The sequence below is a fragment of the Mesorhizobium sp. WSM3860 genome (genome assembly GCF_002294995.1).
Taxonomy (GTDB): Bacteria; Pseudomonadota; Alphaproteobacteria; order Rhizobiales; family Rhizobiaceae; genus Mesorhizobium.
Genome location: NZ_NSGF01000010.1, coordinates 14200 through 35346, shown reverse-complemented (window position 1 = coordinate 35346; position 21147 = coordinate 14200). Strand labels below are relative to the sequence as shown.

At 64.3% G+C, this 21147-nt stretch carries 25 protein-coding genes and 1 pseudogene; 16 read left to right on the top strand and 10 right to left on the bottom strand.

What is annotated here, in order from left to right:
* Positions 1-77: 77 nt before the first annotated feature.
* Positions 78-233 (bottom strand): hypothetical protein, encoded by a 156-nt coding sequence (locus CK220_RS31955; protein ID WP_095812694.1) that lies wholly within the window; start codon positions 231-233, stop codon positions 78-80.
* A gap of 125 nt (positions 234-358) precedes the next feature.
* Here CK220_RS31955 and CK220_RS17285 point away from each other — a divergent pair, with 125 nt between their 5' ends.
* The gene (locus tag CK220_RS17285) at positions 359-541 is read left to right on the top strand and encodes a hypothetical protein (RefSeq protein WP_095812693.1); all 183 of its coding nucleotides are present in this window, start codon (positions 359-361) and stop codon (positions 539-541) included.
* 248 nt (positions 542-789) lie between these two features.
* Here CK220_RS17285 and CK220_RS17280 read toward each other — a convergent pair whose 3' ends face one another.
* Complete coding sequence (locus CK220_RS17280) at positions 790-1758, bottom strand: LysR substrate-binding domain-containing protein (RefSeq protein ID WP_095812692.1); 969 nt, start codon at positions 1756-1758, stop codon at positions 790-792.
* 110 nt (positions 1759-1868) lie between these two features.
* Between CK220_RS17280 and CK220_RS31950 the strand changes: the two genes are divergently transcribed.
* From CK220_RS31950 to CK220_RS17245, 5 genes are all read left to right on the top strand, one after another.
* Positions 1869-2702 (top strand): hypothetical protein, encoded by an 834-nt coding sequence (locus CK220_RS31950; RefSeq protein WP_176479114.1) that lies wholly within the window; start codon positions 1869-1871, stop codon positions 2700-2702.
* On the top strand, positions 2702-3811 hold the full coding sequence (locus CK220_RS32505) for a DMT family transporter (protein WP_245429244.1): 1110 nt from the start codon (positions 2702-2704) through the stop codon (positions 3809-3811). The genes CK220_RS31950 and CK220_RS32505 overlap by 1 nt, the downstream gene beginning before the upstream one ends.
* A 5-nt stretch (positions 3812-3816) precedes the next feature.
* On the top strand, positions 3817-4035 hold the full coding sequence (locus CK220_RS17255; protein WP_095812691.1) for a hypothetical protein: 219 nt from the start codon (positions 3817-3819) through the stop codon (positions 4033-4035).
* Between the two features lie 351 nt (positions 4036-4386).
* Positions 4387-4827, top strand: coding sequence for a MucR family transcriptional regulator (locus CK220_RS17250; RefSeq protein WP_095812828.1), 441 nt, complete (start codon positions 4387-4389; stop codon positions 4825-4827).
* Between the two features lie 34 nt (positions 4828-4861).
* Positions 4862-5119 carry a hypothetical protein gene (locus tag CK220_RS17245; protein WP_095812690.1) on the top strand — a complete coding sequence of 86 codons (258 nt, stop codon included), beginning with the start codon at positions 4862-4864 and terminating at the stop codon, positions 5117-5119.
* Positions 5120-5621: 502 nt separating this feature from the next.
* Here the strand turns inward: CK220_RS17245 and CK220_RS17240 are convergent.
* The gene (locus CK220_RS17240; RefSeq protein ID WP_141245156.1) at positions 5622-5876 is read right to left on the bottom strand and encodes a hypothetical protein; all 255 of its coding nucleotides are present in this window, start codon (positions 5874-5876) and stop codon (positions 5622-5624) included.
* Positions 5877-6003: 127 nt separating this feature from the next.
* Between CK220_RS17240 and CK220_RS17235 the strand changes: the two genes are divergently transcribed.
* The 6 genes and pseudogenes from CK220_RS17235 (at position 6004) to CK220_RS17210 (ending at position 14367) form a co-directional block, all read left to right on the top strand.
* Positions 6004-7881: an ABC-F family ATP-binding cassette domain-containing protein gene (locus CK220_RS17235; RefSeq protein WP_095812688.1), complete on the top strand. Its 1878-nt coding sequence runs from the start codon at positions 6004-6006 to the stop codon at positions 7879-7881.
* A gap of 239 nt (positions 7882-8120) precedes the next feature.
* Positions 8121-10225: pseudogene (locus tag CK220_RS17230) on the top strand (molybdopterin oxidoreductase family protein).
* A 262-nt stretch (positions 10226-10487) separates the two neighbouring features.
* Entirely contained in the window at positions 10488-11267 is a 780-nt protein-coding gene (gene dapB / locus CK220_RS17225) for a 4-hydroxy-tetrahydrodipicolinate reductase (RefSeq protein ID WP_095812827.1), read from the top strand.
* A gap of 204 nt (positions 11268-11471) precedes the next feature.
* Positions 11472-12458, top strand: a complete 987-nt coding sequence (locus CK220_RS17220; protein WP_245429257.1) for an ABC transporter substrate-binding protein — start codon at positions 11472-11474, stop codon at positions 12456-12458.
* A gap of 165 nt (positions 12459-12623) precedes the next feature.
* Positions 12624-13478, top strand: coding sequence for an ABC transporter ATP-binding protein (locus CK220_RS17215; RefSeq protein WP_095779136.1), 855 nt, complete (start codon positions 12624-12626; stop codon positions 13476-13478).
* 13 nt (positions 13479-13491) lie between these two features.
* Complete coding sequence (locus tag CK220_RS17210) at positions 13492-14367, top strand: ABC transporter permease (RefSeq protein WP_095812686.1); 876 nt, start codon at positions 13492-13494, stop codon at positions 14365-14367.
* On the opposite strand, the gene CK220_RS17205 is transcribed toward CK220_RS17210, so the two are convergent.
* Positions 14348-15745 (bottom strand): sensor histidine kinase, encoded by a 1398-nt coding sequence (locus CK220_RS17205; protein ID WP_095812685.1) that lies wholly within the window; start codon positions 15743-15745, stop codon positions 14348-14350. The two genes, CK220_RS17210 and CK220_RS17205, sit on opposite strands and share 20 nt — an antisense overlap.
* Positions 15735-16403: a response regulator gene (locus CK220_RS17200; protein ID WP_095812684.1), complete on the bottom strand. Its 669-nt coding sequence runs from the start codon at positions 16401-16403 to the stop codon at positions 15735-15737. The genes CK220_RS17205 and CK220_RS17200 overlap by 11 nt, the downstream gene beginning before the upstream one ends.
* Before the next feature lie 469 nt (positions 16404-16872).
* Here CK220_RS17200 and CK220_RS17195 point away from each other — a divergent pair, with 469 nt between their 5' ends.
* The 4 genes from CK220_RS17195 (at position 16873) to CK220_RS32500 (ending at position 17826) form a co-directional block, all read left to right on the top strand.
* Positions 16873-17118 (top strand): DUF680 domain-containing protein, encoded by a 246-nt coding sequence (locus CK220_RS17195; protein WP_095812683.1) that lies wholly within the window; start codon positions 16873-16875, stop codon positions 17116-17118.
* 57 nt (positions 17119-17175) lie between these two features.
* Complete coding sequence (locus CK220_RS17190) at positions 17176-17382, top strand: DUF680 domain-containing protein (RefSeq protein WP_095812682.1); 207 nt, start codon at positions 17176-17178, stop codon at positions 17380-17382.
* A 54-nt stretch (positions 17383-17436) separates the two neighbouring features.
* The gene (locus tag CK220_RS17185) at positions 17437-17643 is read left to right on the top strand and encodes a DUF680 domain-containing protein (protein WP_095784163.1); all 207 of its coding nucleotides are present in this window, start codon (positions 17437-17439) and stop codon (positions 17641-17643) included.
* 90 nt (positions 17644-17733) lie between these two features.
* Positions 17734-17826: a DUF680 domain-containing protein gene (locus CK220_RS32500; RefSeq protein WP_245429242.1), complete on the top strand. Its 93-nt coding sequence runs from the start codon at positions 17734-17736 to the stop codon at positions 17824-17826.
* A 142-nt stretch (positions 17827-17968) separates the two neighbouring features.
* On the opposite strand, the gene CK220_RS17180 is transcribed toward CK220_RS32500, so the two are convergent.
* The 5 genes from CK220_RS17180 to purM all read right to left on the bottom strand — a co-directional run bounded on the left by CK220_RS17180 (position 17969) and on the right by purM (position 21041).
* Positions 17969-18478 (bottom strand): histidine phosphatase family protein, encoded by a 510-nt coding sequence (locus tag CK220_RS17180; RefSeq protein ID WP_095812826.1) that lies wholly within the window; start codon positions 18476-18478, stop codon positions 17969-17971.
* Between the two features lie 168 nt (positions 18479-18646).
* A complete protein-coding gene (locus CK220_RS17175) occupies positions 18647-18940 on the bottom strand; it encodes a type II toxin-antitoxin system RelE/ParE family toxin (protein WP_095812681.1) in 294 nt (97 codons plus the stop codon).
* A gap of 3 nt (positions 18941-18943) precedes the next feature.
* Positions 18944-19219, bottom strand: a complete 276-nt coding sequence (locus CK220_RS17170) for a type II toxin-antitoxin system ParD family antitoxin (protein ID WP_095812680.1) — start codon at positions 19217-19219, stop codon at positions 18944-18946.
* 53 nt (positions 19220-19272) lie between these two features.
* Positions 19273-19980, bottom strand: coding sequence for a phosphoribosylglycinamide formyltransferase (gene purN, locus CK220_RS17165; protein WP_095812679.1), 708 nt, complete (start codon positions 19978-19980; stop codon positions 19273-19275).
* Complete coding sequence (gene purM / locus CK220_RS17160; RefSeq protein WP_095812678.1) at positions 19977-21041, bottom strand: phosphoribosylformylglycinamidine cyclo-ligase; 1065 nt, start codon at positions 21039-21041, stop codon at positions 19977-19979. Before purM ends, purN begins: the two co-directional genes overlap by 4 nt.
* Between the last annotated feature and the right edge of the window lie 106 nt (positions 21042-21147).

The following is a 21147-nucleotide window of genomic DNA, read 5'->3' as shown; positions in this document are numbered from 1 at the left end:
TTTGTTCGCAATACAGCGCTCTGGCCTGCCGGCCATCTTCCCCACAAGGAGCCCACAAGGGGTGGAGATTGGCCAATCTACCTTTTCGGCTCGACACCCATCGCCGCGGACTGGCGCCGCAGCGACCGCCGACCGTCCGGCGGCGCGAGATCGCCGGACGCCTCTTCGATGATCCTCATCGTGACGCGATAGGCGGTATAGCCGAACAGGCCGACGAGCAGCAGACGGATCATGACATCTCCTCGTGAGTTATCGAGGTTCAACCGGAGACAGGCGCGTTGGTTCCCGCCGGACGGCGCAACCAAACCGCCGCCGCCTCGTTTGCCTCGAAGAAAGGGGCGAACGAGAGGAGGTCGTCATGAAGAAGCTTCCTGTGCTGCTGGCTGTCGCGGCAGGGCTCGCGCTCGCCGCCTGCGACAACAGCGTGCAGCCCACCAAGGCGCCAAGCGACACCGTCGACAAAAACCCGCAGGTCGACAAGAACCCGGTGCCGCAATCAACCACCGGCGGCGACCAGCCCGGCACGCCGCCGAAGCAATGAGAGCGGACGATGTTGGTCGGGAGACGAAGCGGCGCTGCCACAGAAGAAGGCCGGCGCTGCTTGGGAGGAAGCTGGAAAGCGCCGGCCAAGCGGGAAAATCAGGCCCGCCGCAGGATCAAAGATAGCTGAGTCTCTCCGCCGCGTCATGGGGCGATCGCGCTAGCCGGCTACAGGTATTCGTCTAAACGCTTCGTCGGCCTTCAAGGATCGGAGAAGGGGTGACGGTTTGCGTCGCTTGCGCCGCCGCCTCACGCCATCGCGGCGCGCGCCAGCGGCACGTTGGCGATCTCCAGGTCCAGCTGGCGCTGCGTCAGCGCCGCTTCGGCCATGATCCACTGCTTGAACAGCTCCACCTTGCGAGCCCCGAGCGCCTTGATGGGGCTGACGAAATACCAGCCGGCGGTGTTGGGATGGTGGACCGCGAAGGGGGCCACCAGTCGCTCGGCTCGGATGTCGCTTGCCATATAGGCGCGGTTGGCAACGGCAAAGCCCATGCCGGCATTGGCCGCCTCGTAGGACATCATGCACGAATCGAAATAGATGCTCTTGGTCTCGCCAAGCACGAAACTCGCGCCGGCAAAACCCAGCCACGACTGCCAGTTCTGGGTGCAGGTGTCGGAGTGGAGCAGGGTGAAGTGCCTGAGGTCCTCCGGCGTCACCTTGGACAGCGGCTTGTCGCCCAGGACCTCGCGGAACAGCTTGCGGCTGCACACCGGCGTCAGGTCCTCCTTGAACAGCAGCGCGGCGTTGAGGCCGGGGAAGTTGCCATCGCCATAGCGGATCTCGAGATCGTATTCGGAGGTCGCGAATTCATGCGTGGCATAGGAAGTCGAGACCCGCATCTCGATATCCGGATACTGCCGCTGGAAGGTGGAAAGCCGCGGAAACAGCCAGCGCGCCGCGAAGGTCGGCAAAACGCAGATCTTCAGCACATGCGCCTGGGACTGGCCGGTCGCCTCCATGCTGGCCGCCACGATCCGCTCCAGCGCCTCGCGCACGCGCGCCACATAGGTCTCGCCTTCCGGCGTCAGCGACACCGCGTTGCCGCCGCGCTCGAAGATCTTGAAGCGCAGCTGGTCCTCCAGGCTCTTCACCCGCTGGCTGACGGCGGAGGCGGTGATGAACTGCTCTTCGCCCGCACGCGTGAAGTTGCGGTGCCTGGCAGCGCTCTCCACGATTTTCAGCGAGTTTAAGTTGACCTGGCTGAGCAGACGCACGGGGTTCGACCTTTAGCTATGCTTAAAGTAGCACCAGCATTCCTAAATTTACAGGGGAGGGTGCTCAATCGACTGTTTACCAAGTGTTGCCCCCACCTTGGAGAAGTAGAATGAACGCCCATACAATCCCCGAACTGCGCTATGCGATGAGCCGTGAAGCCATCATCGGTCATGATACGGCGTGGAAAGTGTCGAGCTTCGGCGTCGCCCAGTATCTTCACGGCTACGACCCGCAACTGCTCGCCGCGATCGAGGAGGCGGCGCTCAAGCTCAAGGCCAGTCATGCCGTGCACAAGCATCTCGACCTCACCTTCATCACCGGCGCCGACCGCTACATTCCGGAGATCAAGGAACTACTGAACGACAAGCTGCGGCTGGAACGGCTGTCCGACATGATGGGCACCAAGCTCGAACCCTATCCGCTGTCTATCGTCGGCTCGACGGTCACCTTCATGAACCCCAAGGACGGCGCCGTCGAATGGCACTGCGATGGCGTTCCGGTGACGGAACTCATTCCGCTCTCGATCAGCGATCCTCTGATCGGCGGCCATCTTGAAATCTATTGCGACGATTCCGAGACCGGGCGCGCCATCCTCGAAACCGGTGGCGACCTGCCGCGCAACAAGGTCATGCGCATCGACCACAAGATGAATTACGCCACGCTCGGCCAGTTCCTCGGCGTGCTCCATCGCACCGCGCCGATCCAGCTCGGCTCGCGCGTCACCCTGGTGCTCAACCAGCGTTCGGTGGCGAAGCCTTACGTCGACGACAACCGCATGTTCTACCTCGCCGCCGATAACGACCAGGACCGCGGCTGGGTGAACGAACTGGCCGAGGACGTCTGGACCAACCAGCTGCCGGCCTATCGCCGTCATGCGGAAGAACATCCCGTGCCGAAGCCGGCTGTCGATCCGGTCTCCGGCGGAGCCAGGGAATCGTGGTAATGGCTGACGATCCGGCCGGTCGCCAGCCGCCTTCAGCTTCGCTGAGCCTGGGCCCGGTCGCCGCCGACAGGCGGAAGGACCGTTCCAGCGCTGCTCCCTCGGCGGCGCTGGCCTTTGCCTTCGGCGCCGTGGCGCTCTGGGCGACCAACGCTTTGGTCGGCAAGACACTGCTTGCCAACCACCCGGTATCCGAGGTGCAGTTCCTGCAGTTCTCAGGCGCCGCGCTGGTCTTTGCGCTGATCAGGCTCTTCCCTTCTCCCCTTGTGGGGTCCGAAGGACGGAGCGAGACCCGTGGCTCGCCCCCGGGCAGTGGCCTCGCCAAGCGAGGTCGGATCAGGGGGGCTGGACGCATCGCCGACGCAGGAGTTTCTTCCAGCACCCCTCATCCATCTCGGCGCTCCGCGCCGATTCCCCTACTCCCACGAAGGGAGAAGGGGAACACCGTGCTCGCCTGCGTCGTCGGCTTCGTCGGCCTGGTCGGCACCATGGTGCTGCAATACATTGCCTTCGCCTCGATGCCGGTCATCGAGGCCAATCTCGTTGCTTACACCTGGCCGCTGATGGTCGCCGCCGCCGTCATCGTGCTCGGCCGTCCGCGACGGCCGCTGCTGCTTGGACTGACCGCCGCGCTTGGCTTCGCCGGCGTCGCGCTGGTGATCTCCGGCGGAGGCGCGCATGCCTGGTTCGGAGGCAGCCTCGTCGGTTATTGCGCCGCCTTCGGCTCGGCACTTTGCATGGCCTTCTACTCGCTTGCCGTCGGCCGCCTTGCCGTGCCGCCCGATCGGCTTCTGCTGCCTTCGGCGCTGATCGGCATCGCGCTGACCTTCGCATGGTGTCTGCATGACGGCGTCGCCGCCCTAGGCGGCTTGGACCTGCTGCTCGGACTCTATCTCGGCGCCGGGCCGATGGGGCTCGGCTATTATTTCTGGTCGCGCGCGCTCAGCCTCGATCAGGAGGGGCGGCTCGCGGTCGTGGCGTATCTCACGCCGATCGCTTCCACGCTTTTGCTGGCGCTGTCGGGCGAAAGCCTGTCGATGACGGCCATGGCCGGCGCCGTCCTCGTCATCGGCAGTTGCATTGCTGTCGGCATCGAACGTCCGGAGGACTGAAGACCATGTCAGGGATCGTGCTGGGAAACAAGCCAGGAAGCGGGCTTGACGACGACGAACGACGGGCCAGACAGGAGGCGCATTGGCTGGTCAAGGAATTCGGCGCCGAGGCGCCGCTCTATGCCGCCATGAAGGCTGCGAAGGCCATCGAGCAGAAGGATTTCGGCCGCTGCGCCCGCTGGAAACGCGTGCTGGAGATTCTGGCCGACGCTGCCGCGAAATAAGCGACTTGCCCTAACGAATCGGGCATGATCGATGATCCGAGAGCCAGCGCTGCTCGCAAGTATTGGCTTTCCGTCCAGAATTCCAATCTTTACAGGAATTACTCGTAGAAATTGAAGTGCTGTTGCGTCATTTACGGGCCCGTGCAGAGCTCCGGTGCTGTAAAGTGTTTGTTATAGGTATTAGAATTCCTAACTTGCGCGGTCGCGACCCGCGGTGAAAACATAGCTTCGGTATTGAGTCTCGTACGTTTACTGACTCTGGACGGTCCGTTGGGGGACAGGTCCAATCGATACCTAGACCAAAGTCTTAAGAACAGCTGGCCATTTGAGAGCCAGCAGAAGGTGAACAAATTGTCCAATATCGACGACAAGACTGCAATCGAGCTGACCGCCGACATTGTTTCGGCCTATGTGGGCAACAACCCGCTTCCGGCATCCGGCCTGCCTGATCTGATCGCCAGCGTCAGCGCTTCGGTGCGCAAGCTCGCCGGCGGCGCCCCCGTCAAGGAGAGCGCGCCTCAGACGCCGGCCGTCAATCCGAAGCGTTCGGTATTCCCCGACTACATCGTCTGCCTTGAGGACGGCAAGAAGTTCAAGTCGCTGAAGCGGCACCTGTCGACCGACCATGGGCTGACGCCGGACGAATATCGCGCGAAATGGGGCCTGCCGGCCGACTATCCAATGGTGGCGCCCAGTTATTCGGCCACTCGCTCGGCGCTCGCCAAGTCTTCCGGCCTGGGTCGCAAGCCGGCCGCGGATTCCGGCAGGGGCAAGCGCAAAGCCAAGGGCTGAGCCGAAGGTCATGCTACCCGCAACGGACGGCGCCATGCCGTCGGCCGACCGCTTTGCCGCGCTCGACGCGTTGCGTCGCAGGGTGGCCATCCAGTCTTCCGCCGATGCCGGCGAGGGGGTCAAGGCGCGGCGCGTCCTGTTTTCATTGGACCTGCCGGCCATCGATCTGCGTATCGCGCTCGACGCGCTCGACAATTTCGAGCGCGCCGTCGTCGAGCATGACGACCGGCCCGTCGTCGCTGCGCGACGGCTGAGATGCCTCGCGGTCCTGGACGGCATCATCGGCGGATGAAAGGCGTGCCGTGCTCACGGCGGTTCCGGGAAAACCGCGCAGCGGTTCTCCCGGAATCGTGTGAGGAAGGGTAGTCGGGGTCAGCAGCTGTCAAAGCCGGACCGCTCGGGCAGCCTTCAATTGCGCGGCAGCTTGCCCGCCCCCGCGCGTCGATCCTGTTCGGCAGCGAGGCTGTCCGCCTCGACGGCGGTCATTCCAGAAAATAGACAAGCATCTGATAGCGCGTGCTTGAAAGCATCTTCGCCAGCCTGCGCGTGATCTCCGCCACATATCTCAGCATGCGCAGATCGTTTGCCGCCCCGTCCATCGTGAGCTCCTAAACAAGCCAAGTTATTGTTGTTGTTTTTGATCGTTCTTGGCGCTTACACGCGACTCTCACAGCGCAATTCCAAATTCGCAGGCTCACGACAAAAACTGAAGTCAATTTTCGGAAAGCATCAAGCCTGCGCCAAAAGCTTTCGGCGCCCGGCAGCCCAGAAGCGCTGCGCCGGCGGCCTATCGGTCATTGCGTAGGCGATGGCTGGGATTGGTTTCCAGGATAAATTTGGATCAGCAGGTGTTTCGTCGCGTCCGCCTCTGGCCTGCCGGTCATCTCCTCCACTTGGGCGGAGGTTGGCAGCGACGGCGCCGCGCTTGCCGGGTCAGTTAAGGGGAGCACCGCAGCCGTCCCGCCCTCAAACAGCACCACCTGTGTCGCCAGCGCGGCGGTCGTGGCGACCTGGAAGAAGATGAAGGCGAGGGCGAAATAGCGGATCACGGGCCTCAAAACGCTTCGGCCGGCAACTGGTTCCCTGATCGGGCTTGGGACCGGCGCCCGGACACGGCGAGCCTTCCTCCAGGCCTGGCTCTTGCGAAGCGCCGACGTCCGGTGCAAAAGCCCGCCCATGCTTATCATCAACGACCTCTCGCTGCGCATGGCGGGGCGCCTGCTTCTCGATCATGCCTCGCTGACCCTGCCGGCCGGCACCAAGGCCGGTCTCGTCGGCCGCAATGGCACCGGCAAGACGACACTGTTCAAGGCAATCACCGGCGATTTCCCGTCCGAGACTGGCTCGATCAGCCTGCCGAAAAACACCCGCATCGGCCAGGTGGCGCAGGAAGCGCCGGGCACCGAGGAGCCGCTGATCGACATCGTGCTGAAAGCCGATGTCGAGCGACAGGCTTTGCTGGAAGAGGAGAAGACCGCGACCGATCCGCACCGCATCGCGGAAATCCACACGCGGCTCGCCGACATCGACGCGCATTCGGCCGAATCCCGCGCCGCCACCATCCTTGCCGGCCTCGGCTTCGACGATGCCGCGCAGAAGCGCCCGGCTTCGTCCTTCTCCGGCGGCTGGCGCATGCGCGTCGCTTTGGCCGCCGTGCTGTTCTCCGAACCCGATCTCCTGCTTCTCGACGAGCCGACCAACTATCTCGATCTCGAAGGCACGCTCTGGCTCGAGAACTATGTCGCAAAGTATCCGCACACGGTTTTGCTCATCTCCCACGATCGCGACCTGCTCAACCGCGCGGTCAATTCGATCGTCCATCTCGACCAGAAGAAGCTGACCTTCTGGCGCGGCGGCTACGACCAGTTCGAGCGCCAGCTCACCGAGCAGCGCGAGCTGCAGGAAAAGAGCCGCGCCAAGCAGGAAGCGCAGCGCAAGCATATGGAATCCTTCGTCGAGCGTTTCCGCGCCAAGGCCTCCAAGGCGAGGCAGGCTCAATCGCGGCTGAAGGCGCTGGAAAAGCTGAAGCCGATCGCCGCGGTGGTGAACGACACCGTGCGGCCGTTCTCCTTCCCCGAGCCGGTGAAGACGGTGGCTTCGCCGATCCTGGCGCTCAACGGCGTCAATGTCGGCTACACCGAGGGCAATCCGGTGCTGAAGAAGATGACGCTGCGCATCGATGCCGATGACCGCATCGCGCTGCTCGGCGCCAACGGCAACGGCAAGTCGACCTTCGCCAAGATGCTCGCCGGCCGGCTCAAGGCCGAAACCGGAACGGTGACGGTGGCGCCGGGCCTGAAAGTGGCGATCTTCGCGCAGCACCAGCTCGACGATCTGCGCCCCGAGGAAAGCGCCTATGAGCATGTGCGCCGGTTGATGCCGGATGCGCCGGAAGCCAAGGTGCGCGCCCGCGTCGCCCAGTTCGGCCTGTCGACCGAAAAGATGAACACCGCGGCCAAGGACCTGTCCGGCGGCGAGAAGGCGCGGCTCCTGATGGGCCTCTCGGCCTTCGAGGGCCCGAACCTCTTCATCCTCGACGAGCCGACCAACCACCTCGACATCGACAGCCGCGAATCGCTGATCCATGCGCTCAACGATTTTCCCGGCGCGGTGATCCTCATCTCGCACGACCGGCATCTGCTCGAGGCCACCGCCGATCGGCTCTGGTTGGTCAAGGACGGCGCGGTCAATCCTTATGACGGAGACCTGGAGGATTACAAAACCCTGGTCACCGGCGTCTCATCCAATCGTCGCGAGCAGAAGGAAGCGGACAAGGCATCCAAGGCCGACCGCCGCCGCGAAGCGGCCGCGAGGCGCTCGGCGCTCGAGCCTTTAGCCAAGGAGATCCGCGCCACCGAGGCACTTATGGACCGCCTCCGCAAGCGCATCGATCTGATCGAGGACGAGCTCGCCAACCCGGCGATCTACGAAAAGGATCCGTCCACCGCGACGCGGCTGGCCAAGGAGCGCTCGCAGCTTGCGCAGACGCTGGCGCAAAACGAGGACAAGTGGCTGACGATGTCGGCGGAGTATGAAGAGGGGATCGCGGAGTGATTAGCTGATCTCCCCCCTTGTGGGGGAGATGCCCGGCAGGGCAGAGGGGGGCGCTGTCCCGCGGCTTATCAACTCTTTGTAAGCGACCGGCCGCCGAGTGGTTATAGCTGACAATATCAAAAGCTGGCGTTCCTTCGCGCCCCCCTCTGTCCTGCCGGACATCTCCCCCACAAGGGGGGAGATTGGCTAGTCACATCTGGCCCTACACCTCTCCTCCAAAACCCGCTACACACCCTCGCATGAACCAGCACGCCAAGCTAAGGATCGGCCATTCGGCCTGTCCTCATGACTGTCCTTCCACCTGCGCGCTCGAGGTCGAGCTGCTCGACAACAACCGCATCGGCCGCGTCCACGGCGCGAAGGCGAACAGCTACACGGCGGGCGTCGTCTGCGCCAAGGTCGCGCGCTATGCCGACCGGGTGCATCATCCTGACCGGTTGCTGAAGCCGCTGGTGCGCTCAGGCAGCAAGGGCGAGGGGGGTTGGAAGGAATCCAGCTGGGAAGCGGCTCTCGACCTCGTGGCGGAAAAATTCATCGCCGCCGAAGAGACATATGGCTCGGAAACGGTCTGGCCCTATTTCTACGCCGGCACGATGGGGCTGGTGCAGCGCGACGGCATCGAGCGGTTGCGGCATGCGAAGAAATACTCAGGCTTCTTCGGCTCGATCTGCACCAATCTCGCCTGGACCGGTTGGATGATGGGGGCAGGCGCCTTGCGCGGTCCTGATCCGCGCGAGATGGCGAAGTCCGACTGCGTGGTGATCTGGGGCACCAATGCCGTGGTCACGCAGGTCAATGTCATGACCCATGCGACCAGGGCGCGAAAAGAGCGCGGCGCCAGGATCGTGGTCGTCGACATCTACGACAACGCCACTATGAAGCAGGCCGATCTCGGCCTGGTGCTAAAACCCGGCACCGACGGCGCGCTGGCCTGCGCGGTCATGCATGTGCTGTTTCGCGATGGGTTTGCCGACCGCGCCTATCTGGAAAAATACACCGACGATCCGCGCGGGCTGGAAGAACATCTGAGGACGCGCACGCCGGAATGGGCCGCGACAATCACGGGTCTGACAGTCAGCGAGATCGAGACCTTCGCGCATCTGGTCGGCACAACGAAGAAGACCTACTTCCGCCTCGGTTACGGTTTTGCACGCCAGCGCAACGGCTCGGTCAACATGCATGCCGCCTCATGCATCGCGGCGGTTACCGGCGCCTGGCAATATGAGGGCGGCGGCGCCTTTCACTCCAATTCCGGCATCTTCAAGCTGAACCAGGATGTGCTCGAAGGCACCGCGATGCGCGACCCGAAGGTGCGCTATCTCGACCATTCGCGCATCGGCCCGGTGCTGACCGGTGCCGAGGATTCGCTTTATGGCGGCCCGCCGGTGACGGCGATGCTGATCCAGAACACCAATCCCGCCAATGTCGCGCCCGAGCAGCGGCTGGTGAGAAAGGGTTTCCTGCGCGAGGACCTGTTCACCTGCGTGCACGAGCAGTTCATGACCGATACGGCCAAGCTCGCCGACGTCGTGCTGCCGGCGACGATGTTTTTGGAGCATGACGACATCTACAAGGGCGGCGGCAACCAGCACATCACGCTCGGCCCCAAGCTGATCGAGCCGCCGGAAGGGCGCGCACCAACCACTATGTCAATGAGGAGCTCGGAAAGCGGCTGGGCGTCGGCGACCGGCCGGGCTTCGGCCTGACCGAGAAAGAGCATATCGACATCATTCTCGGCAAGCGCGGGCTAGGTAGCTTCGACAGTCTGAAGGAACGGAAGTGGGTCGACCTGCAGCCCGATTTCGACGACGCGCATTTCGTCAACGGCTTCGGCCATGCCGACAAGAAATTCCACTTCCGGCCCAATTGGACCGGGCAGTCGGCGCCCAACCGGCCACCGAAGAGCATGGGCCTGTTCGGACCGGTCGAGCGGCTGCCGGAATTTCCCGACCATGTCGAGCTGATCGAGGTCGCGGACGAGGAGCATCCGTTCCGGCTGGCAACTTCGCCGGCGCGCAATTTCCTCAATTCCAGTTTTGCCGAAACGCCGGTGTCGAGGGCCAAGGAAGGCAGGCCGGAGCTTTTGCTGCACCCGGAAGATGCCGCGGCGCTCGGCGTCGAGAATGGCGGCCGCGTCGAGATCGGCAACCGGCGCGGCGACGTGGTGCTGCACGCCAGGTTCTTCGACGGCGTGAAGCGCGGCGTGGTGATTGCGGAAGGCATCTGGCCGAACAGCGCGCATGAGCGCGGCGAAGGTATCAACGTTCTGACCGGCGCCGACGCGCCGGCGCCCTATGGCGGTGCCGCCCTCCACGACAACAAGGTCTGGCTGCGCGCGCTCTGATGGCTATTTGGGGCGAGTGTTCCAGGTCCAAGTGCGGATTGGCAGGTCGAGTGCCTGAGAGACTGGTCGCAACGCTTACCGCTTCGTCATCTTGGGGCGAAGCAGCGAGCGAAGCGAAGCGGCGTAGACCCCAGGATCCATGCGGTGACTTCAAAGTGTTGCTGCGGGTAAGAATTCTGCTCCGCTGCATTCTTCGGCTGAGTTCACGGCATGGATCCTTGGGTCGTTGCTCCGCTTCGCGTCGCTATGCCCAAGGATGACGATGCCGCAACAGCCATTGAAAATAGCCATCGCCGGCGCGCTCGGCCGCATGGGCCGGCAGATGGCGGAGGCCGTCGCGGCCGATCCGCAGCTGGAGCTTGTCGCCCGCTTCCATCGACCGGGCAGCGCGGGCGAGGGGCTGGTCGGGCGCGACGAGGCGCTGGCGCTTGCCGACGTCGTCATCGACTTCACCACGCCGGCGGCGTCAGTCGAACTGGCACAGGCCTGCGCGGCGCGCGGCGGTCCCGCGCTGGTGATCGGCTCTACCGGCTTTAATGTTTCCGAGCTGGCGATGATCGCCGACGCGGCGAAGGCGATCGCGATCGTGCGCTCCGGCAGTTACTCGCTGGGTCTCAACATGCTGATCGGGCTGGTGGAGCAGGCGGCGCGGGCGCTTGGGTCCGACGATTGCGACATCGATATCCTGGAAGCGCACCATCGTTTCAAGGTCGATGCGCCGTCCGGAACGGCGCTGATGTTGGGCGAGGCGGCGGCGCGCGGACGCGGCGTCAGGCTGGATGAGGTGGCGCGCCGCGCTCGAAATGGGATTGTCGGCACACGCCCTGTCGGCGAGATTGGCTTCGCCGTGCTGCGCGGCGGCAGCATCGTCGGCGAGCATTCCGTCAGCTTCCTCGCCGAGGGCGAGGCGCTCACGCTCTCGCATTCGGCTGGCGATCGCTCGATGTTTGCTCGCGGCGCCATCGCGGCGGCACTCTGGGCCGCCGGCCAGTGTCCAGGCGAATACGGTATGCGCGATGTGCTTGGCTTCGCCGCTTCGTGACCAACGATAGCTGCGGCATTCGTTCGTTCGGCCGCTAAAATGACTGAAAGCCAGCTGAAAGCTTGGGCGTGCCATGACAGTTTTGCGGCGTTCGCCGCGTGACCGGTCCGGGAGCGGACCGGCAAGGAGGAAAATGCGGCGCAGCCTAATGCACGCCGCCCAGGTGGAGGAAGTTACGTGACCGGTTTCATCTCGAAGTGCGTCTTGCGTTCGGCGGCGCTTTCGTTTGCCATCGTCGCCGCGGGCGCCACGGCGGCATCGGCTGCCGACAAGATCACCATCATCGTCGGCGGCATGGAAAAGCAGATCTATCTGCCGGCCGTGCTCACCCAGCAACTCGGCTACTTCAAGGATGAGGGGCTCGATGTCGAGCTCGTCAACTCCCGCGCCGGCGTCGAGGCCGAGAATGAATTGCTGGCCGGTGCCGTGCAGGGCGTCGTCGGATTCTACGACCACACCGTCGACTTGCAGTCGAAGGGCAAATACATCCAGTCGATCGTCCAGTTCAGCCAGGCGCCGGGCGAGGTCGAGCTGGTTTCGGCCAAGCATCCGGAGATCAAGTCGCCGGCCGACTTCAAGGGCGCGACGCTCGGCGTCACCGGTCTTGGCTCCTCGACCGATTTCCTCACCCAGTATCTTGCCGTGCGCAACGGCCTGAAGCCGGGCGACTACACGCTTCTGCCGGTGGGCGCCGGCAACACTTTCATCGCCGCCGTCAAGCAGGACCAGATCCAGGCCGGCATGACCACCGAGCCGACCATCGCTAAGCTGCTCCAGACCGGCGAGGCCAAGGTGTTGGTCGACATGCGCACGCCGGAAAAGACCAAGGAAGCGCTGGGCGGCGACTATCCGGCGGCCTCCTTCTATGTCCAGTCCGCTTGGATCGAGAGCCATAAGGACGAGGCGCAGAAGCTCGCCAACGCCTTTGTCAAGACGATGAAGTATATCGCCAGCCATTCGGCCGAAGAGATCGCGGACCAGATGCCGAAGGATTATTACGCCGGCAACAAGGACCTCTATGTGCAAGGGTTGGCCGGCGGCAAGGCGATGTTCACGCCTGACGGCCGCATGCCCGCCGATGGCCCGGAGACGGTGCTGAAGGTGCTGTCGACCTTCTCGAAGAGCCTGCAGGGCAAGCAGATCGACCTGTCGAAGACCTACACCACGGTATTCGTCGACGCCGCCAAGTAGCGCCGACAGGCGAGCCGGGCCTGTCCGGCTCGGTCGTTCAAGAACAACAAGTTGCGCCGCTTGCCTGAATCAATTCGGCAGCGGCGCCTTTCCGGATACCGAGGCGCGGCGGGCCCATGGGCTCGAGCCCCAGCCATCCCCTCACCATCGCCACAGGAGTGTGCCATGCAGTTGCAAACCATGGCGGCCGAGAAATTGTCTCCGGCCGCGCCGCCGGCCGATGCCGCGATCGCCATCGACGATGTGACGCTGCGCTTCGTCACGCCCGACGGCCATATGATGACGGCCATCCGCGATTTCACCATGACGGTGGCGCGCGGGGAGTTCGCCTGTGTCGTCGGGCCGACCGGCTGCGGCAAGTCGACGACGCTCAACCTCGTCACCGGGCTGCTCAGGCCGACGACCGGCAATGTCCGCGTCATGGGCAATCCCGTCACCGAGATCAGCCGCGACATCGGTTTCGTCTTCCAGGCGGACGCGCTGTTTCCGTGGCGCAGCGTCATCGACAATGTCGCCGCCGGCCCGCTCTATCGCGGCACGCCGAAGGCTCAAGCCTATGACCGGGCGCGCGACTGGATCGCCCGCGTCGGCCTTGCGCGTTTCGAGAAACACTATCCGCACCAGCTCTCTGGCGGCATGCGCAAGCGGGTCGCGCTGGCGCAAACGTTCATCAACCAGCCGAAGATACTGCTGATGGACGAGCCGTTCAGCGCGCTCGACATGCAGACCCGCACCGCCATGCAGGACGAGCTGCTCGGCCTCTGGTCGGAGCTCAAATCCTCCGTCGTCTTCGTCACTCACGATCTCGAGGAGGCGGTGGCGCTGGCCGACAAGGTCTATGTGCTCACCGCCGGGCCGGGCACGGTGAAGAGCGTTTACCGCATCGACCTGCCGCGCCCGCGCGTCATGGCCGACATCCGCTACGATCAGAAATTCATCGAGATCGCCAAGGTGATCTGGAACGACCTGCGTGAGGAAGTGCAGCTCGGCCAGAGCCGCGGCCTGCAGACCGGCCATTGAAAGGAGACTTGCCATGACCGCCATCTCTCCAGCCTCTGATCAAGCCGCCCGCGCGACCTCGATCGTCGCCGCGGAAGCCCGGGCGAGGGCGCGGCTGCGCCGTCGCCATGCCCTGGTCATCGGCCTGCGGCTCGCCATCCTGATCGTCTTCCTCGCCCTTTGGGAGCTTGGCGCCGACTACGGCGTCATCGATCCGTTCTTCTTCTCAAGCCCCTCCGGCATCTGGGAGCAGATCTGGTCCTGGGTTACCGAGGGCACCTCGCAGGGGCCGCTCTGGCTGCAGATCTATGTGACGCTTGAGGAAACCTTCCTCGGCTTCGCCATCGGCGCCGTCGGCGGCATCGCCGCCGGCATCGTCCTTGGCCGCAACAAGCTCCTGGCGGATGTGTTTTCGATCTACATCAAGATCGCCAACTCGGTGCCGCGCGTCGTGCTGGGCTCGGTCTTCATCATAGCGCTCGGCCTCGGCATGGCCTCCAAGGTGGCGCTGGCCGTCGTCATGGTGTTCTTCGTGGTCTTCGCCAACGCCTTCCAGGGCGTGCGCGAGGCCGATAGGGCGATGATCGCCAACGCTCAGATCCTCGGCGCCTCGCCCTACCAGATCACCGCCACAGTCATCATTCCGTCGGCCATGAGCTGGATCCTGGCGAGCCTGCATGTCAGCTTCGGCTTCGCGCTGGTCGGCGCGGTGGTCGGCGAGTTCCTCGGCGCCAAGCAGGGCATGGGCTTGCTGATCTCGACCGCCCAGGGCGCCTTCAACGCCAATGGCGTCTTCGCCGCCATGATTATCCTGGCGGTGATGGCGCTGGTGGTGGAGTTCATCATCACGCGCTTCGAGAACTACGTCGTCAAATGGCGTCCGGCGCCGTTCAACGAGCAGGGGACCTGACCGCTCCAGTCGGCCTGTCTTTGGGTGCGGCGAGCGGCAGCCGGACCTCGACCCTGAGCCCGCTGCCGGCGGCCTCGCCAAGCGCAACGCTGCCGCCGGCATTCTCGACCACCTCGCGTACGATCGCGAGCCCGAGCCCGCTGCCTTCCTCGGCAGCACCGGCAATACGGTAGAAGCGTTCGAAGACCTGCTCCCGCTCTTCGGCCGGAATGCCGGGACCGGTGTCGGTGACCGTCAGCACGCCATCGCGATCGATCGCGGCCAGCTTGACGGTCACCGTGCCGCCAGCTGGCGTGTAGCGCAGCGCGTTGTCGACCAGGTTGACGATCATCTCGCGCAGCATGGTGCCGTCGCCGATGACGGGAACAGGTCCGGCTTCCTCGAGCCCAAGATCGATGTCGCGCTCGACGGCCTTCGGCGCATGTGTTTCCAGCACCTGGCGGGCGGCTTCGGTGAGGTCGATGCGGTCGACGCGCGGCCGCCGGCTGCCTGGCTCGGCGCGCGAGAGCGTGAGCAGCTGTTCGGCCAGCCGCGCCAGTCGGCCGGAGCCTGCCTGCAGGGCCACCAGCGCCTCCTCGCGCCGGTCGGCGGCGCTTTCGCGCAGCGCATAGCTCGCCTGCGTCGACATGAGCGCCAGCGGCGTGCGCAGCTGGTGCGCGGCATTGGCGATGAAGCGGCGCTGCGCCGCCATCTGCGCCCGCACGCGCTCCATATAGGCGTTGAGCGCGTCGATCAGCGGCCGGATTTCGCTTTGCGCGCCCGGCACCTCGACCGGGTCGAGATCGCTGCGGTCCGGCGAGCGCACCGCATCGCGCAGGCGCATCAGCGGCGCCAGCCCGCGGCGCAGGCCAAGCAGCACGAAGAGGCCGGCGATCGCCACCAGCGCCAGCTGCTGGGCAAAGGCGCTGAACCACAGTCGCTGCACCATCGCGTCGTGGCCGGCGAGCGTGACGCCCACCGTTACCCTGATCGGCGAATCGGTGCCGGCGCCGATCACGGCATGGCTGAGCGTTGCCAGACGCAGCCGGTGATCGCGATAGGAAGCCTCGATGCTGCCGCTCTGCGGCGCCTGGGGGAGGTCGGGATAGCCGGTCAGCAGCCGGCCGTTCGCGGTCTCGACCCGGTAGTAAACGCTGTCGCGGTCGCCGGTGTCGAACATCTCGATCGCCGCCGGCGGAATGGTGGCGTCGAGCACGCCGTCGGCCATCGCCACCCGCTCGGCGATCGCGCGCGCCGAGCCGACCAGCATCCGGTCGGTGACCAGATCCGCCGTCGCCAGCGCGTTGCGCTGGCTGGTCCACAGGTTGACCGTCACCAGTGCGGCCAGCGGCAGCACCACCCATGCCAGCAATTGCAGGCGGAGGCTGCTAATCTTCATGGCGCAGCAGATAGCCAAGGCCGCGCAAGGTGGCGATCTGGACGCGCGAGCCTTCCAGCTTCTTGCGCAGCCGATGCACGTAGATTTCTATAGCGCTGGGATCGGCGTCGGTGTCGAAATCGTAGATCGCCGCCGAGAGTGCCGCCTTGCTCACCGTGCGCCCCGCCTTGACCACCAGCTGCTCCAGAACCGCATGTTCGCGCGGCGTCAGCGAAAGCGCCGCGCCGCCGAGCGAGAACAGCCTGGTGTTGGTGTCGAAAACGAGGTTGCCGCAGGAGATGACGGGCGCTGTCCGGTCGTTGGCGCGGCGCAGCTGCACACGGATGCGCGCTTCCAGTTCCTCGATCTGGAAGGGTTTTGCCAGATAGTCGTCGGCGCCCTCGTTGAGGCCCTTCACCCGGCCGTCAAGACTGGCATTGGCGGTGAGCACGATGACCGGCACCGGGTTGCCGCGTGCCCTTAGGCGCTTCAGCACCTCCATCCCGCCCATGCGCGGCAGGGCGAGGTCGAGGATGATCAGCGCATGGTCGCCGGCCGCCAGCGCATGCTCGACATCCTCGCCGTCATGTACGACATCGACGACATAGCTCGCCTGGCGCAGCGTCTTGCTCAGCCAATCGGCCAGTTCGCGATTGTCTTCGACAAGCAAGAGCCGCATCGTCCATCGCTGTTCAGCAATGCCTCCATCCGGGTGGCGCCGGGCTTTCGCGAGCGCGGCCGGCGGTCCGAACGGACAGTTTGAAAACAATCGATAGTATCGATCCGCCGACAAGGCAAACGCCGGCTGCGACTGGCCTGAAGTCTCAATTCGTCCGCGCAAGGGATAAAACCGAACGGTTCGGTTCAATTTATGTTGACGGTTCGTTAACTCAGGTGAACGCTGGCTTTGCGCGATCAAAGTGCCAGATTGCGTACCGTAATCTAAGTGTCTGATATTAAATCGGAAGATTGTGGCAGCCGCGCTGTTCACGCGATTTCAAGGTCGAACCGATCGGTTCGATTTGCACATTTTCGTGATTGGAAATGGCAACAGGACCGACCCATCTCGGGGTGGTCCGAGCGACGCGAATTTCCATTACGGCACGCCACTTGACGGACAGGATTTTTGAAAATCTGGAGTACCTAAAATGAACAAGATTGCTCTTACCGCCGCTGCCCTTCTCGTTGCCACGGGCAGCGCCTTCGCCGGCAGCGACCATTACGGTTCGGATAACGTCAACCAGCCGGCCGTCGCCCAGTCGGTTGCGCCGCGGTCCGGCGACAACGTCGACCGCAGCATCACCGGTTCGATCCGCAAGTTTGAGCAGCGCGATCTCAAGATCACGCCCGATCAGAACCAGCCGGAATCCGGCCAGGGCATTTGGGGCCGCTAAGCCGGCCCCGCCCCGAACCGATCGGAACCACAAACCCTCAAATCTGGAGTAACTGAAATGACCAAGATCGCTCTTACCGCCGCTGCCCTTCTCGCTGCCACCGGTGCCGCTTTCGCCGGCTCCGACAACTACGGCTCGGCCAACGCCAACCAGCCGGCCGCTTCGGTCGACACCTCGCACACCGCTTCGGTCAAGAAGTCTGATGCGAACGTCCAGAAGCCCGTCACGCAGGGCAGCGACCGCGACCTGTTCGGCAACCACTAACCGGCTCGCCAAGCCAACCTCCCCACATCACCCCTCAACTCCGGAGTAGCCAAAATGACCAAGATCGCTCTTACCGCCGCCGCCCTTCTCGTTGCCACCGGTGCCGCCTTCGCCGGCTCCGATAACTATGGCTCGGCCAACGCCAACCAGCCCGCCGCCTCGGTCGACACCTCGTACACCGCTTCGGTCAAGAAGTCGGATGCGAACGTCCAGAAGCCGGTCACCCAGGGCGCCGACCGCGATCTGTTCGGCAACCACTAAACGGTCGATCGATAGACCTCAAAGCGGCGGGCTTGTCCCGCCGCTCTGTTATTATGGAGCCGGCTATCCGTACGCCGGCTTTTTCGTGCGTTGACCGTCGCCATCGACCGCACGGTGACGACCTCGATCGCCAGCAAGCCGCAGACCCAAGGCGCTGACCGCAACCTGTTCGGCAATCACTGATCGGCTGCCGAGCTTCAAGGGGCTGCTCGCCCGCCGCTTTTTTCTCGAGCGGACTGACTCAATCGCCAGGCTGGCGTTCCTTCGCATCCCTCTGCCCCCGCCTTGTGTCGTGACGTTAGGGCCGGCTGCGCACAGAGCCGCTCTATTCCAAATCCTTCGGCCTGACGAAATGCGTCAGTCGCGCTCCGCCGAACTCGAGGTTCGCCCAATCCTGCTTCACCGTGAACCGTGCCAGTGCCGCGGTCGGGAACTTCGCTTCGACTTTTTTGAATATGTCCTCGTCCGATCCGGTGCCGGCGAGCCGCAGCACAAAATTTTGCAGGCCGGGATTGTGACCGATCACGATCAGGCAGGTGGCTTTCGCCTGCCGCACGCACGCCAGGATGGCGGCCGGCGCCGCCTCGTAGAGCTCCTCGGCGAATTCCGCCGGCCCATGCTTCGGCAATTCGGCGGCGACCAGTCGCCAGGTATCGCGGGTGCGCAGCGCCGGCGAGACCAGCGCCAGATCCGGCAGCCAGCCGCGCCGCGAAAGCTCGCGCCCGATCAGCGGCGCCGTCTTCAGCCCGCGCGGCGCGAGCGGCCGGTCGAAATCGGCGAGCTTGGGATCGTCCCGGCTCGACTTGGCGTGGCGCAGGATAAGCAGTTGTCTCATCGGCATTGATCAGGACCACGGAATCTCGGCGTTGAAATCCTTCCCCTGCTTACCACCGTATCTCGCCCTCGTCGCGGCATCGGTCCGTCGGCCTCTTCATATTCGAAGACACCGGCGAGGTCGCCTTTGTCCGGACTGCGCTGCCGAAAATCTCCAAGCTTCGCCTCCTTAGAGCAGCGTTGAGACATCGCGCGCGCCATGCACGACACGCACAACCTCGATCCGTTCCTCGGCGAGCCGGTAGAGAATGAGATAGTTGCCGATGGTCAGCGCACGTGTGTCGGCCCCGATATCGGGTCTTCGCGGCCCGGATTCGAGGAAGACGGCTACCTGCAGGATGCGTTCGGCGATCGCATCCAGAAAATGGTCGGCCGCACGCGGGCTGTCTTTCGCAATGGAAAGCCAGATGTCGGCCAAGTCATCTTCAACCGCAGGACTGCGGATGATCGGCAGGGCTGCCATGGATTATTTCTTGGCAGCTTCGATGAGACGGCTCCGGGCTTTCCGCTTGATGTCCTCGATGTCGAAAGGAACGAATGGGCCGCTCTCCAGTCCCTCGGTCCAGGCCCTGCGCAGCCGCTCTACTTCGGCTTCGCGGAGCGGTTGGCGCAAGCGCCACTCGCGCAGCGCCTCCCGAATGACTTCGCTCGCCGAGCCATAACGACCGCTATCGACGGCATCTTTGACCATCTCCAGCAGTTCCGGCGAAAGCGCCACGCTGACTTTTTCGACTCCTGCCATGAACGGTCTCCCTTGGATTGAGGGTAGCAATAATTGCTACCGCCCTCAAGGAATTACGGCGTGATCCGCGCCAGCTGTTCGAGGTCGGTTTCCTCGCGCAGCGGGTCCGGCGCCATCACCACCGAGGTGGCGTTGTCGGCGTCGTCGGCGAAGTGGGCAAGCACGGTGTGGCCTTTTTCCATCCGCGCCTTGCCTTCGGCGACCAGGCCCAGCGCCAGCGGGTAGAGCCGGTGCTCGACCTTCAGCACCCGCGCGGCCAGAGTGTCCTCATTGTCGCCGACCATCACCGGCACGGCTGCCTGGGCAATGATCGGTCCATCATCCATCTCGGGCGTGACGAAATGCACGGAGCAGCCATGGATGCGCACGCCCGCGCGGATGGCGCGCGCATGCGTGTCCAGCCCCTTGAAGGCAGGCAGAAGGGCAGGGTGGATATTGACCATGCGCCCCTGCCATTTCTCGACCAGGCCACGGCCGAGAATGCGCATATAGCCGGCCAGGGCCACGATCTCGGCGCCGAAGCCGGTAAGCGCGGCATCGATCGCTGCGTCATGCGCGTCCTTGCTCGGATGGTCGGCGCGCTGAACCACCTTGGTAGCGATGCCGCGCGATTGCGCGATGCCGAGGCCTGCGGCGTTCGCCCGATCGGAGATGACGCCGACGATCTCGGTCGGATAGGTCGGGTCATTGGCTGCCGCGATCAGCGCCGTCATGTTGGAGCCGCGTCCCGAGATCAGGACGACCGTGCGTTTCCTGCTCATAGTTCGATCGAGCCCCGGTAGATGACACCGGCGTCGCGGCGCGGCACGATGCGACCGATAGGCGTCACCGTTTCGCCGGCTTCCTGCAGCACCGCCGCCACCTGCGCTGCCTGGCCGGAAGCAACGGCGAGGATCATGCCGATGCCGCAGTTGAAGGTGCGCATCATCTCTTCCGGCGCGACGCCGCCGGTCCTGGCGAGCCAGGAGAACACCGGCGGCACGTCTATCGCCTCGAGGTCGAGCTCGGCGGAGAAATCCTTGGGCAGCACGCGCGGAATGTTTTCCGGAAAACCGCCGCCGGTGATGTGAGCCAGCGCCTTGATGCCATGCGTGTTGCGGATCGCCTTCAGGATCGACTTCACATAGATGCGCGTCGGCTCGAGCAGCGCCTCGGCGAGGCTCAGTTCATCGTTGAACGGCGCCGGATCGCTCCAGCCAAGCCCGCTTGCGGCGACGATACGGCGCACCAGCGAAAAGCCGTTGGAGTGAAGGCCGGAGGAGGCGAGGCCAAGCAGCACGTCCCCTTCGACGATGTCGTCGGTGGGCAGCAGCTGGCCGCGCTCGGCCGCGCCCACGGCAAAACCGGCAAGGTCGTAATCCTTGTCGTGATACATGCCGGGCATCTCGGCGGTCTCGCCGCCGATCAGCGCGCAGCCCGCCTGCCGGCAGCCTTCGGCAATGCCGCCGACGATGGCCGCCCCTTGCTCGGGATCGAGCTTGCCGGTGGCGAAATAGTCGAGGAAGAACAGCGGCTCCGCGCCCTGCACGACGATGTCGTTGACGCACATGGCGACAAGGTCGATGCCGATCGTGTCGTGCTTGCCGGAATCGATGGCGATCTTGAGCTTGGTGCCGACCCCGTCATTGGCCGCGACCAGCACCGGATCGGTGAAGCCGGCGGCTTTCAAATCGAACAGGCCGCCGAAGCCGCCGATCTCGCCGTCGGCGCCAGGGCGGCGCGTCGCGCGCACCAGCGGCTTGATCTTCTCGACCATGAGATTGCCGGCATCGATATCGACGCCCGCCTCGGCATAGGTGAGCCCGTTCTTGCCCTTGCTCATCTTCGGCTCATCCGTGTTTCCATTGCGGGCTCATCGCATGAATGGTTTCGGGGGGCAAGGCGGGTGAACGGCCAATCTCCCCCCGAGCGGCCTCGAGCGGGGAGAT